This is a genomic window from Rhodoferax sp. P2_H8_2 (assembly GCF_056403235.1).
The window spans coordinates 149,803-163,269 of the sequence record NZ_JBFUFW010000006.1 but is presented as its reverse complement, the minus strand read 5'-3'; the positions used below and the strand labels follow the sequence as shown (position 1 = coordinate 163,269).

Below are 13,467 nucleotides of genomic sequence, written 5' to 3'. Positions count from 1 at the left end.
GCTCCTCAGATCAGCTTGACCAATTGCTTGCCAAAGTTCTTGCCTTTGAGCAGACCCAGGAATGCCTCTGGCGCGGCGGCAATGCCTTGCGCAACGCTCTCGCGCGGCTTCAGCATGCCGGTCGCCACCAGGCCACCCAACTCCTTCAGCGCTTCGGGCCAGACTTCCATGTGTTCGCTGACGATAAAGCCTTCGACCTTCAGGCGGTTGGTCAGGATCAGCGCCGGGTATGCCAGCGGCAAAGGCTGGCCGTCGTAGCCCGCAATCATTCCGCACACCGCAATGCGGCCAAAGGCGTTCATGCGTGTCAGCACCGCATCAAGGATCATGCCGCCGACATTTTCAAAGTAACCGTCAACGCCATTGGGGCAGGCTTCTTTCAGAGCCTTGGACAGCGACGCTGCATCTTTGTGTTCTTTGTAGTCAATGCACGCGTCAAAGCCCAGCTCGTCGACTGCGTATTTGCATTTGTCCGGGCCGCCGGCAATGCCTACCGTGCGGCAACCGCGTGCTTTTGAGAGTGCTGCAAACGCGCTGCCCACAGCACCGGTCGCGGCGCTGATGACCATGGTCTGGCCCACTTGGGGCGCAATGATTTTGACCAGGCCGTACCAGGCAGTCACGCCGGGCATGCCCACCGCCCCCAGGTAGTGGCTCAGCGGCACATGGGTGGTGTCCACCTTGCGCAGCGCGCCGGGCTGGCCCGCGTCGACCACGCTGTACTCCTGCCAGCCGCCCATGCCGACGACCTTGTCACCGACCTCGAACTTCGGATTCTTGGACTCAACCACCTCACCTACCGTGCCGCCAATCATGGTCTGCCCCAGTGGCTGGGGTTGGGCGTAATTCTTGCCGTCGTTCATGCGGCCGCGCATGTACGGGTCCAGGCTCAGGTAGTGGTGGCGCACCAGCACCTGACCGTCCTGCAACGCAGGTGTCTCGCTGGTCACCAGCTTGAAATTGCTGGCCACGGCTTCGCCCACTGGGCGGTTGTCGAGGTGGATTTGTTGGTTGGTGGGCATCGTGTTCTCCTTGGGGATGCTATTGTTTTGCTAGCTGCTTACGCACGTTCTATGCGCCTTGCAGGCCAATTTGACTGGAAATTAGTCGGTAGAAATGGGGCCAGGCGGCGCATTCAGGTCGTTGACACTGCGCGCCCCCGTAGCCAGCCGTTTGACGAATTTGAAGGTCCCTGTGGCATGGGCACACGCCCTGCCCTGCGCGTCAAACACGGTGGACTGTGTGAACGCCATCGTCGCCGTGCGGTGCATCAGAGTACCCTTGGCGAACAGCGGGCCAGAGCCGGGTATCGCTGGCTGCATGAAGCTGGTCTTCATCTCAATCGTGACCACGCCCATCTCCGGCACCTGGCTGCGCGCTGCGGTGGCCATGGACACATCCAGCAACGTCATCAGCGCGCCGCCGTGGGTCACGCTGAAGGAGTTGAGATGCTCGGGCTTGGGCGCAAACAGAATCTCCGACTGCCCGCCTGCAAACTTCGTCAATTCGAAACCGAGCAGGCTGACGAACGGGATGTCGACACCAAAGCCGACTGCCCGCTCCCAGATGGATTCCTTAGATTCAGCCACCAGTTACTACGGATACACCGCCGTCAACCGCGAGCCACTGGCCTGTGATGTGCTTGCCTGCGTTGGAGGCAAACAGCAAGGTCAGGCCCTTCAAGTCTTCTTCATCGCCCAGCCGCTTGAGTGGCGCGTGGCTGGCCATGTTGTCTTCGCCCAAGCTCTCGATCAATGCCGACGCCATCTTGGTCTTGAAGAAACCGGGGCAAATCGCGTTGACGTTGATGCCGTAGACGCCCCACTCCGCCGCCAGCGCGCGCGTGAAGTTGATGACCGCGCCCTTCGAGGTGTTGTACGCAATGGTCTTCATCGCCGTCGGGTTGCCGCCCAGGCCGGCGATGGAAGCGATATTGATGATGCGGCCGCTCTTGCGCGGAATCATGCTCTTCTTGGCAATGATCTGGCTCAGCAGGAAATAGCCGCGCACGTTCAGGTTCATCACCTTGTCCCATGCTTCTACGGGATGGTCTTCGGCCGGTGCGCCCCAGGACGCGCCTGCGTTGTTGACCAGAATGTCCACATCGCCCATGCGCTCCAAGGTTTCATTCGCCAAGCGGTGGATTTCGGTTTCCTTGGCGCAATCGGCAGCAATCCAGCGCGCGTCAATGCCCGCGGCTTGCAGTTCGGCAGCAGCCTCCTCCAGGTCAGCCGCCTTGCGCGAGCTCAGCATGATCTTGGCGCCCGCTTCGCCGAGCGCGTGGGCCATTTGCAGGCCCAGGCCGCGCGAGCCGCCGGTGATCAGCGCGGTTTTGCCTTTGAGGTCAAACAGTTGTTGGACGGTGTGTGTTGTCATGGTTTGTCTCCAGTAGGTTTATTTTCTTCGCGCAGGCGGGAGCGCACATAAATCAGCACTACGCCAGTTATGGCAGCAATCAGGCCCAATACGCGCAAAACGTGCGCCGTGTTCGCGTCGGCTTCGGCCGTGAAATGTCCAATGATGAAAGCCAGCAGACCGCCATAAATCAGGACCCAGATCGCAGTTTCGATGCGCTTCAGTTTTTTGGAATTGGTGCCGCTACCGTTGATGTTGAAAAAAGGCATTAAAAGGCTCCTTCTGGGAATGATGCACAGGTCAAGTCCCGTGATTGCACCACACCCAGCCAGGCGCCGATTTTTGGTAGTTCGTAATGGAAGAAAAAGCGTGCGCAGCCGACATGGCCTTGCGTGGAGAGTTGCTCCTGCTTAGGGTCGTTATCCAGCGCGCAGGCCGCCACATCCAGCCAGATCCATGCCAACACCGTGTGACCAAAGGCCTGCAGATACGGCACGGCATTGGCCAGCGCATCAGAAGGTTGGCCGGTCAACCAGGCTTGTTGCGTAGCCGCACCCACGTCCTGCAACGCGCGGCCTAGCGCCTTGGCGTGCGCGGCCAGCGCGGGGATGCCGCTGGCGCGGTGAATGGTGGCGGTCATGCGGTTGGCCAGCAAAGTCATGCCCTTGCCGTCTTCCATTAGCACCTTGCGGCCCAGCAGGTCCATCGCCTGGATGCCATGCGTGCCTTCGTGGATCATGTTCAGGCGGTTGTCGCGCCAGTACTGCTCCACCGGGAAATCGCGCGTATAGCCATAGCCGCCGTGGATCTGGATCGCCAGCGAGTTCGCTTCCAGGCACCATTCGCTGGGCCAGCTCTTGGCAATCGGCGTCAACACTTCCAGCAACAGGCGCGCTTCTTCGGCCTGTTCGCCGCCCGCTGTGTGGTGCTCGTCCACCAGCCGCGCGCAATACAGCTCCAGCGCCAACGCGCCCTCCGAATAAGCCTTTTGCGCCAGCAGCATGCGCTTCACATCTGCGTGTTCAATGATGCGGCTTTGCGGCGCGGCGGCGTCCTTGCCGCCGCCCGTGATCGGACGGCCTTGTGGACGGTTCTTTGCGTATTCCAGCGAAGCGTAATAGCCCGCCATGCCCAGCATCGTCGCCGCAATGCCCACGCCAATGCGCGCCTCGTTCATCATGTGGAACATGCAAGCCAAGCCTTTGCCGGGCTTGCCGACGAGGTAGCCCACGGCACCGGCTTGTCCATCGACAGGGAACTTGCCCTCGCCAAAGTTCAGCAGCGTATTCGTCGTGCCGCGCCAGCCCAGCTTGTGGTTCAGCCCCGCCAGCGCCACATCGTTGCGCACGCCAGTCAGCTCGCCCTTCGTATTGACCATCTTTTTGGGCACGATGAACAGCGAAATCCCGCGCGTACCAGGCACCAGCTTGCCGTTCTCGTCCGGAATCTTCGCCAGCACCAAATGAATGATGTTCTCGTTGATCTCGTGCTCGCCCGACGAGATCCACATCTTGTTGCCCTTGAGGCGGTAGCGTGGACCCAGCGGATCGTTTTCAAAGTCGGCGCCGTCAGGGTTGGCCCGCGTCGCCACGTCGCTCAGCGACGAACCCGCTTGTGGTTCGGATAGGCACATCGTGCCCGACCAGCGGCCAGAAAACTCGTTCTTCGCAAACACCTCTTTTTGCATCTCGGTGCCATGCTTCATCAACAGGTTGGCGTTGCCCGTGGTCAGCATGCCCGTGCCAATGCTGACCGATGCGCAAGCAAAGAAGGAATTGGCAGCAGCCTCCACGGTATAGGGCAGCTGCATGCCGCCCATCTCGTAATCCTGCGCCGCGGAGAGCATGCCGGATTCGGCATAGGCTTTCTGCGCATCGTGCGTAGCCTGCGGCAACACCACACGCAAGCTGCCGTCCGGCTCGTTCACCGTGCGCGGCTCTTCCACATCCGCCAACCGATTGAACGGCGCGTACTTTTCGCGCGCAATCCGCTCGCAAGTTTCCAGCACAGCATCAAAGGTTTCACGGCTGTGATCGGCGAAGCGCTCGCGCTCGGTCAGGGCCGTGGTGTCCAGCCAGTCGTTCAGGAGGAAATCGAGGGTGTTGCGGAGCGTCATGGATGGGCCTAAAAGAAGGAAGCCAGAGTCGCATTTTTGCGTACTGCGGCGGGCTGTGGAGGCATTCACTGTCATGTTGGTGACGACGGTTACCTATCCCACTCCCAGTGTCGATTGACTCCGCGGATGAGGCTTTTCAGCCCGGAGTTGTCGACTGAAAAAACTGCCTTGACGACCGCACCCGACTCACACTGGTATTCGATGGCAAACATGCCTGGTTTTTGAGACTGAAATTCGTAGAGGGAAAAGCGTTCATCGTTTGGACAGAGACCTTGCTGAATGCCCTTTGACCAGTTCACAGGTTCCGAACCCATATCGGCGATATACAAGGTATCAACTTTATTTTCGTAGGCACCGGAACACATGGTAGCGATGTAGTTTTTTATGAGGTTGACTGCTCCACCTCCGCATTCCGTCTTGGTTTCTATTTTCCTGCCGGTTCGTTTGTCAACGAGCACCCACCCACCCCATTCCCATCCATAAAAGTCGAAACGCCAGAAGTCACTCGATGGGCTATCCGCCGTCCATTCGTACTGATCGCCTTTGTAATCGGGATCCTCATTGGTTGGATAGCCAAACGTGATGAGGGTTACCCCGCCATTTCGCAAGCCAATCTTATAGTGAGCATTTTCGCAATCAGCTAAATGAAGTGAGATGGGAACCTTATGCTTCCTCAGCTTTGCTCTTTCTCTGGTCAGTCTGACGCTCGCGTTATCCCTCGACTCGGCATTCACATAAACATTGCAGCGTTTGACAAACGACTTGACGGTGACATCGACAAGTGCCTCTGCACTGCCCTGTGCCGGGACAATGATCAATAACCAAATGATGGAAACTATGCGCAGGTAAGTCATAAGGTGGCAGGAGGTTGGCAGCTCTGATGGAACGTACCGCCACGGAATGCTATATCAATGCAATTGCAGGACATCAAATTTCAAAAAAAAGCCGCGCAGCCCCGTGGGACGTGCACGGCCAGCTACTGATTTGGTAGCGTCTGGCTAAGGCTTACAGCACCTCAAACACCCCAGCCGCACCCATACCGCCACCGATACACATGGTCACCATGACCTTCTTGGCACCACGGCGTTTGCCTTCCAGCAGCGCGGCGCCGGTCAGGCGTTGGCCGCTCATGCCGAAGGGGTGGCCGACGGCGATGGCGCCGCCGTTGACGTTCAGCTTGTCGGCGGGGATGCCCAGCTTGTCGCGGCAGTAAATCACCTGCACGGCGAAGGCTTCGTTCAGTTCCCACAGGTCGATGTCGTTCATCGTCAGGCCCAGGCGCTTGAGCACCTTGGGGATGGCGAACACAGGGCCGATGCCCATTTCGTCTGGCTCGCAGCCAGCGACCGCGAAGCCGAGGAAGCGGCCCAGCGGCTTCAGGCCCTTTTGCTCGGCAACCTTCTCGTGCATCACGACGGTCGCGCCTGCGCCATCGGACAACTGGCTGGCGTTACCTGCGGTAATCAGGCCTCCCGGCAGCGCGGAGCGCAGGCCCTTGATGCCGTCATAGGTGGTGCCAGCGCGGATGCCTTCGTCATCGCTAACGGTGACTTGCTTCGTCATCATGCCCATGACCTTGTCGGCCACACCCATGGTGACGGTGATGGGGGCGATTTCGTCCTTGAACAGGCCCTTTTCCAGCGCAGCGGAAGCCTTTTGCTGGCTGCTTGCGCCGTATTCGTCCATCGCTTCGCGGCTGATGTTGTAGCGGCTGGCGACCTGCTCTGCGGTTTGCAGCATGGCCCAGTACACCTCAGGCTTGTTCTTCATCAGCCACGGGTCTTGCAGCATGTGCTTGTTCATCTCTTGCGCGGTGCAGGAGATGGCTTCGACGCCGCCAGCGACATAGATGTCGCCTTCGCCCGCAATGATGCGTTGCGCGGCGGTAGCAATGGTCTGCAGACCGGACGAGCAGAAGCGGTTGATGGTCATGCCGGAGACGGTGACCGGGCAGCCGGCGCGCAGCGCGATCTGGCGCGCGATGTTGGCACCGGTCGCGCCTTCGGGCGTGCCGCAACCCATGATGACGTCGTCGACTTCGGCGGCTTCAATGCCGGCGCGCTTGATGGCGTGCTCCACGGTGTGGCCGCCCATGGTGGCGCCGTGGGTCATGTTGAAAGCGCCCTTCCAGGCCTTGGTCAACGGGGTACGTGCGGTGGAAACGATTACTGCGGATGTCATGGTCAATCCTTCTCTTAAAAAATGGGCTGGGTGTTTATGGCTGCGCCGACGAGGACACTTTGGCGCCCTCGCTGATCAGGCGGTGGTAGAAGCGAATCGCTTCTGCGTAATTGCTGGTGGAGATGCGTTCGTTGGTACCGTGGAAGCGCTTCAAGTCTTCGGCGTTCGCGCGCACCGGCGAGAACTTGAAAATGTGATCGCTGATGTCGCTGAAGTTGATCGAGTCCGTCGCGCCAATCATCAGGCCCGGGGCGACCAGCGTGCCAGGGAAGACTTCGCGAATGGTTCGGTTGAACAACGCATATTGGGCAGAATCTGTGGGCGCAACCTTGGACGCATCCACAGCGCCGGGCAGCGCATAGAGCTCGAACTTGTCGGCACCGATAGCCTGCGCCACCTTGCTCTTCATGTGCTCAAGCACCATTTCCTTGGTGTCACCGGGCAGCAGGCGAAAGTTCACCGTCGCCTCGGCGCGGCCGGGCAACACGTTTTCCTTGTTGCCGGCGTTGATGATGGTCAGCGCAGTGGTGGTGCGCAGCATGGCGTTGGTGCTGGCACCGTTCTCCAACTGCTTTTGCACGACCGGGCCAAACAGCCACAGGTTGGACAGCGCCACGCGCGAGAAGCCGCTCATTTCCGGAGCAACCGTCGCAAACATTTCGCCCGCCACGCCACGGATACCACCGGGCAACTGTTCATCGTCCACGCGCTTGAGCGCAGCGCTCATCATCGCAATCGCACTGGTGCCCTTGGGCGGCGGCATCGACGAATGGCCGGGTGTGGCCGATGTCTTCAGCACGACCGACAGGAAGCCCTTCTCGGCGACACCAATGAGCGCAGCAGGCTTTGCCAAGCCGGGCATGATGCCCTCGGTGACCAGCAGGCCTTCGTCGATGATGAAGTCGAGCTGCACCTTGCGCTCTTTCAGCAAGGCGGCGATTTTGGCGGCGCCACGCTGGCCCAGCACTTCTTCATCTGCACCGAAAGACAGGTAAACGGTGCGCTCGGGCTTGTAGCCGCTGGCGACCAGCATTTCAACGGCCTCCATCTGCGACATCAGGTTGCCCTTGTCATCCCATGCGCCACGGCCCCAGACAAAGCCATCCTTCACCGCGCCGGAGAATGGCTCCTGCGCCCAGTCCTTTTCGGTACCAGGTGCAATCGGCACGACGTCGGTGTGCGCCATCAGCAGGATGGGCTTGGCGTCGGGTTTGCTGCCCTTCCAGGTGTAAAGCAGGCTCAGGTCACCGACGACTTCACGCTGCAACGCGGCGTGCAGCTTGGGAAAACGCTTTTCCAGCAACACGTGCATGGCCTTGAACTGGTCGGCGTTGAGGTTGGCGTCGTCGCGTGACGAAATCGTGCGCAAGCGCACGGCTTCGCCCAGACGTTCTGCCACTGCCGCTTCGTCGACTGGCAGCACCGCCAGCGGCGGCACATCCAGTTGGCGTGAGCCTTTGCGCAGCGTGTTGACAGCCAGTACGGCCACCAACAGCAGCACCAGGCCTGCAGTCCAGAACGCAATCTTCTTGATCATGGAGCGTGCGCGGATCAGTTGAAGGTCTTGCCTTCAGCAGCCAGCTTGGCCAACAGAGGCGCGGGCTTCCAGAAGTTTGCGTCGTCCAACGGGTTCTGCGCAAAACGGTTCATCGCCTGCACCACGTTGAACAGGCCAACCTGGTCGGCGTAGTTCATTGGGCCACCGCGGTAGGGAGGGAAGCCATAGCCGAAGATATAGACGATGTCGATATCGCTGGCCTTGTTGGCAATGCCTTCTTCGAGGATGTGGGCGGCTTCGTTGACCAGCGCGAACACCAGGCGTTGCACGATTTCTTCGTCAGAAATCTTGCGCGGCACGATGCCCTTGGACGCACGGTAGTCTTCAATCATCTTGACCACTTCGGCGTTCGGGATTGCATCGCGCTTGCCGGGCAGGTAGTCGTACCAGCCTGCGCCGGTCTTCTGACCAAAGCGGCCCTTCTCGCACAGCAAATCAGCGGTCTTGCTGTATTTCATGTCGGCGCGCTCGGTAGCACGGCGCTTGCGGATCGCCCAGCCGATGTCGTTGCCAGCCAGATCGCCCATGCGGAACGGGCCCATGGCCATGCCAAATTTTTCCATCGCCTTGTCGACCTGCTCGGGGGTCGCGCCCTCGTCCAGCAGGAAACCGCCCTGGCGGCCGTACTGTTCGATCATGCGGTTGCCGATAAAGCCGTCGCAGACGCCGGACACCACAGCGGTCTTCTTGATCTTCTTGGCAACCGCCATCACGGTGGCCATCACGTCCTTGGCAGTCTTTTCGCCGCGCACTACTTCCAGCAGCTTCATCACGTTGGCCGGGCTGAAGAAGTGCAGGCCCACGACGTCTTCTGGGCGCTTGGTGAAGGAGGCAATCTTGTTGACGTCCAGTGTGGAGGTGTTGGAAGCCAAAATCGCGCCGGGTTTCATCACGCGGTCGAGTTCCTTGAAAACAGCCTCCTTGACGCCGATTTCTTCGAACACGGCTTCGATCACCAAATCGGCAGCGCCCAGATCGTCATAGCTCAGCGTGGTGGTCAGCAGTGCCATGCGCTGGTCGTACTTATCTTGTTTGAGCTTCTTCTTGGCCACCTGGGCTTCGTAGTTCTTGCGGATGGTGGCAATGCCACGGTCCAGCGCTTCCTGCTTCATTTCCAGCATCTTGACGGGGATGCCAGCGTTCAGGAAGTTCATCGCAATGCCGCCACCCATGGTGCCAGCACCGATGATTGCTACAGAGTTGATAGCGCGTTGCGCAGTGTCTGCGGGCACATCCGGGATTTTGGAGGCAGCACGTTCGGCTAGGAACAGGTGGCGCAGCGACTTGCTTTCTGCCGTCCACATCAGGTTGATGAAGATGTCGCGCTCAACGGCCATGCCGTCGTCAAAGTTCTTCTTGGTGGTGGCGGCTTCAACAGCGTCGATGCACTTCAGCGGCGCGGGATAGTTCTTGGACACTGCGCCAACCATGTTGCGCACGAAAGCGAAATACGCATCGCCTTGCGGGTGCTTGCACTTCAGGTCACGCACGCGTGGCAGCGGCTTGGTATCGGCTACCGACTTGGCAAACGCCAGCGCCTCTTCGGCCAGCGATTCGGCAGATTTGGCCAACTTGTCGAACAGTTTTTGGCCGGGCAACATCGCCAGCATTTCGCTTTGGATGGTTTCGCCGCTGACGATCATGTTCAGTGCAGCTTCCACGCCCAATACGCGTGGCAGACGTTGAGTACCGCCTGCGCCGGGCAAAAGACCCAGCTTGACTTCTGGCAGCGCTACCGCAGTGCCGGGGGCAGCGATGCGGTAGTGGCAACCCAGCGCCAATTCCAGGCCACCGCCCATGACTGTTGTGTGGATAGCGGCGACTACGGGCTTGGTGGAGTTTTCCAGCACACCGATGACGCTGTTGAGGTTGGGTTCCTGCATCGCCGTGGGCTTGCCGAATTCCTTGATGTCCGCGCCACCCGAAAACGCCTTGCCAGCGCCGGTGATCACGATGGCCTTCACCGCCGCATCAGCATTGGCCTTGGCCATGCCATCGGCAATGCCTTGGCGTGTAGACAAGCCCAGGCCGTTGACGGGCGGGTTGTCCAGCGTAATTACGGCGACGTCGCCTTGAACTTGGTAGTGAGCGGTCATACGGAATCCTTCTTCAGAATAGAAAATAGAACGATCGTTCTTTTTTGTACATTGTATTGGCTAATGGTGAATCAAAAGTGTCGGTTGTCACGGGTGGGACTCGCTCCATCCTTTCCCAGTTTCATGCGAATCTTTAGCTCAGGTGCAGGCGGGCTATACGTTTTGCTCCGTGTCCCCCGGGCCTTCGGCCCTCCTCCTTGACCTGCGCAAAACGCATAGCCCACCCGTCCCAAAGTGGCTTGGCTTGTTTGCCGCAGGCAACTACCCTTCGAGCGGTTGGTGTGGGGTGTGGGTTTTGCGTAGGTCAAGGAGGAGCCCGCAAAGGGGGCGGGGGACACGGAGCAAAACGCATACCCCGCGACAGCCGCGGGCGACAGAAACTACGTAACGAACCTAAACCTCCAACCACTCCTTACGAATATCGGAGTTGGCGCGCAAAGCATCCGGCGTACCCTCAAAAACGATACTCCCGTGACCCATCACCAGGCAGCGATCCGAGATCTGCATAGCAATCGTCAGCTTCTGTTCAATGAGCAAGACGGAAATACCGCGCTTGCGCAGTTCCTGCAGGTACAGGGCAACCAGTTCCACAATCTTGGGCGCCAAGCCTTCGGTCGGCTCGTCGATGATGATCAGATCCGGGTCGCCCATCAGAGTCCGGCAAAGCGTCAGCATCTGTTGTTCACCGCCAGACAACACGCCCGCTTCGGTGTGCTCCCGCTCTTTCAGGCGCGGGAACATCTGGTACATGTCGTCAAACGACCAGCGAGCGCCTTTGCCCTTGCCTTTTTGGCCGAGCAACAGGTTTTGGTGCACAGTCAGCTTGGGGAAGATGTCGCGGTTCTCTGGCACATAGCCAATGCCGAGGTTGGCGATCTCGAAGGTCTTGCGACCGAGGGTTTCCTTGCCTTTCCAGACAATGGAACCATTGCAGTTCACCAGGCCCATGATGGCTTTGGCGGTGGTGGAGCGGCCAGAGCCGTTGCGGCCCAATAGCGAGACAATTTCGCCTGCGCCGACCTGCATGTCCACGCCATGCAGCACATGGCCCTTGCCGTAATACGCGTTGAGGTTGGAGACGGTCAACATGTCAGTGCCCTCCCGCCTGCGCGTCAGCAACCGAGGAGCCCAGATAGGCCTCTTGCACCGCTGCATTGGCGCGCACCGCATCGGGTGTGTCAAAGGCGATCACTTCCCCGTACACCACCACCGCAATCTTGTCGGCCAGTCCAAACACCACACCCATGTCATGCTCCACTGTCAGCAGCGTCTTGCCGGTCGTCACTTCCTTGATCAAATTGATGAAGCGCGAGGTCTCGCTCTTGCTCATGCCCGCGGTCGGTTCGTCCAGCAGGATCACGCTGGCGCCGCCGCCAATCGTGATGCCGATTTCCAGCGCACGCTGCTCGGCGTAAGTCAGGTTGACTGCCAGCACGTCGCGCTTCTTGTCGAGCTTGATCATTTCCATCAACTGCTGCGCGCGGTCATTCGCGTCGGTCAGGCCAGATAGGAACTTCAGGAAGGTGTACTTGTAGCCCAGGCTCCACAGCACGCTGCAGCGCAGGTTTTCAAACACGCTGAGGTTGGGAAAGATGTTGGTGATCTGGAAGCTGCGCGAAAGACCCAGACGGTTGATCTCGAATGGCTTGAGGCCATTGATGCGCTGGCCGTGCAGCAGCATGTCGCCACTGGTGGGCGAGAAACGGCCGCTGATCAGGTTGAACAGCGTGGACTTGCCAGCACCGTTGGGGCCGATGATCGCGATGCGCTCGCCGGCCCGTACAGCCAGATCCACGCCGCGGATGATTTCTGTTTTGCCAAAGCTCTTGCGCACACTGCGCAATTCGAGCGCGGGCGTTGTGTTGGATGCCGTGCTCACAGGGCTTCCCTCCGCTGAATTTCTTGCTGGATTTGTTCTTGCGCGTGGCTCCATGCCTTGGCGAATTGGCGGCGGCAGACTTCGAACAGGCCACCGCCCACCAGCAACACCAGACTAGCGCCCAGCCAGCTACCGACACGGGCGACGTCCAGGTCAACGCCGATGAAGCGCAACTCCGAACTGGCCGTAGAACTCAGCTGCAGGTGGTAAATCATTTCAATGATCGCGCCCGCACCGGCCAGCGCCACCAGCAGTGTGATGGCCATCGCCAGGTAATGCAGCAGCCAACTGCGGCGCCATTGGCCATACGCTGCAACCCGCAGGTTCATCATGATCAGGCTGGCAATACCGCCCGGCGCATACATCACCATGAACAGGAAGATCAGGCCCAGGTACAGCAGCCAGGCCTTGGTGAACTCGCTGAACAGCACAAAGGCAAGCACCATCAGCACGGCGCCAATGATGGGGCCGAAGAAGAAGGTGGCACCACCGAGGAAAGTGAACAGCAGGTAAGCGCCAGAGCGCGCCGCGTGCACCACTTCGGCATTGACGATCTCAAAGTTCAACGCGCCCAAGCCACCAGAGATGCCAGCGAAGAAGCCGGCAATGATGAAGGCGATGTAGCGCACGCGTTGCGTGTTGTAGCCAACAAACTCAACCCGCTCGGGGTTGTCGCGCACGGCGTTGAGCATGCGGCCCAAAGGCGTTTGCGTGAAGGCGAACATCAGCGCGACCGAGATGAAGGTGTAGACGGCAATCAGGTAGTAGACCTGTCGCGCCGGGCCGTAGGTGATGCCCATGAAAGCCTCGCCGACGACGCGATTGCCAGAGACACCGCCCTCACCGCCGAAGAACTCCGGCACCATCAGCGACATCGCAAACACCAGTTCGCCCAGGCCCAGCGTAATCATCGAGAACGTAGTGCCCGCCTTGCGGGTGGTCACGAAGCCGAACAGCATCGCGAAAAACATGCCTGCAACACCGCCGACGAGTGGCACCAGAGACACCGGCAGCGGCCAGGCACCGCCGGAATAATCGTTGAGCGCGTGGATGGCGACAAACGCGCCTAAGCCGCTGTACACCGCATGGCCGAAGCTGAGCATGCCGCCCTGTCCCAGCAGCATGTTGAATGACAGGCAGGCAATAATGGCAATGCCCATTTGCGACAGCATGGTCAGCGACAGGCCGCTGGTGAACACCAGTGGCGCTGCGATCAACAATGCAGCGAACAGGCCCCAAACGATGACGCGTCCACGTTTGGTAGGTTTGAGAAGCATGCTGT

The 13,467-nt window shown here is 59.6% G+C and carries 12 protein-coding genes; all 12 read right to left on the bottom strand.

Features of this window, described 5'->3' with window-relative positions; translation table 11 throughout:
* Positions 1–5: 5 nt before the first annotated feature.
* The 12 genes from AC1DV6_RS12705 to AC1DV6_RS12650 all read right to left on the bottom strand — a co-directional run bounded on the left by AC1DV6_RS12705 (position 6) and on the right by AC1DV6_RS12650 (position 13,462).
* Positions 6–1,022: an NADP-dependent oxidoreductase gene (locus AC1DV6_RS12705; RefSeq protein ID WP_477977852.1), complete on the bottom strand. Its 1,017-nt coding sequence runs from the start codon at positions 1,020–1,022 to the stop codon at positions 6–8.
* An 81-nt stretch (positions 1,023–1,103) separates the two neighbouring features.
* Positions 1,104–1,589: a PaaI family thioesterase gene (locus AC1DV6_RS12700; protein WP_477977850.1), complete on the bottom strand. Its 486-nt coding sequence runs from the start codon at positions 1,587–1,589 to the stop codon at positions 1,104–1,106.
* A complete protein-coding gene (locus AC1DV6_RS12695) occupies positions 1,582–2,376 on the bottom strand; it encodes an SDR family oxidoreductase (RefSeq protein ID WP_477977848.1) in 795 nt (264 codons plus the stop codon). Before AC1DV6_RS12695 ends, AC1DV6_RS12700 begins: the two co-directional genes overlap by 8 nt.
* Positions 2,373–2,624 carry a hypothetical protein gene (locus AC1DV6_RS12690; protein ID WP_477977846.1) on the bottom strand — a complete coding sequence of 84 codons (252 nt, stop codon included), beginning with the start codon at positions 2,622–2,624 and terminating at the stop codon, positions 2,373–2,375. The genes AC1DV6_RS12695 and AC1DV6_RS12690 overlap by 4 nt, the downstream gene beginning before the upstream one ends.
* Positions 2,624–4,471, bottom strand: a complete 1,848-nt coding sequence (locus AC1DV6_RS12685; RefSeq protein WP_477977844.1) for an acyl-CoA dehydrogenase — start codon at positions 4,469–4,471, stop codon at positions 2,624–2,626. Before AC1DV6_RS12685 ends, AC1DV6_RS12690 begins: the two co-directional genes overlap by 1 nt.
* Positions 4,472–4,560: 89 nt before the next feature.
* Complete coding sequence (locus AC1DV6_RS12680) at positions 4,561–5,325, bottom strand: hypothetical protein (RefSeq protein WP_477977842.1); 765 nt, start codon at positions 5,323–5,325, stop codon at positions 4,561–4,563.
* Between the two features lie 151 nt (positions 5,326–5,476).
* Positions 5,477–6,652 carry an acetyl-CoA C-acyltransferase gene (locus AC1DV6_RS12675; protein ID WP_477977840.1) on the bottom strand — a complete coding sequence of 392 codons (1,176 nt, stop codon included), beginning with the start codon at positions 6,650–6,652 and terminating at the stop codon, positions 5,477–5,479.
* A 34-nt stretch (positions 6,653–6,686) separates the two neighbouring features.
* Positions 6,687–8,189, bottom strand: coding sequence for a M20 family peptidase (locus tag AC1DV6_RS12670; RefSeq protein WP_477977838.1), 1,503 nt, complete (start codon positions 8,187–8,189; stop codon positions 6,687–6,689).
* A gap of 14 nt (positions 8,190–8,203) precedes the next feature.
* On the bottom strand, positions 8,204–10,306 hold the full coding sequence (locus AC1DV6_RS12665; RefSeq protein ID WP_477977836.1) for a 3-hydroxyacyl-CoA dehydrogenase NAD-binding domain-containing protein: 2,103 nt from the start codon (positions 10,304–10,306) through the stop codon (positions 8,204–8,206).
* Positions 10,307–10,699: 393 nt separating this feature from the next.
* A complete protein-coding gene (locus tag AC1DV6_RS12660; protein WP_477977834.1) occupies positions 10,700–11,395 on the bottom strand; it encodes an ABC transporter ATP-binding protein in 696 nt (231 codons plus the stop codon).
* A 1-nt stretch (position 11,396) separates the two neighbouring features.
* Positions 11,397–12,185, bottom strand: coding sequence for an ABC transporter ATP-binding protein (locus AC1DV6_RS12655; protein WP_477977832.1), 789 nt, complete (start codon positions 12,183–12,185; stop codon positions 11,397–11,399).
* Positions 12,182–13,462: a branched-chain amino acid ABC transporter permease gene (locus AC1DV6_RS12650; protein ID WP_477977830.1), complete on the bottom strand. Its 1,281-nt coding sequence runs from the start codon at positions 13,460–13,462 to the stop codon at positions 12,182–12,184. Before AC1DV6_RS12650 ends, AC1DV6_RS12655 begins: the two co-directional genes overlap by 4 nt.
* Between the last annotated feature and the right edge of the window lie 5 nt (positions 13,463–13,467).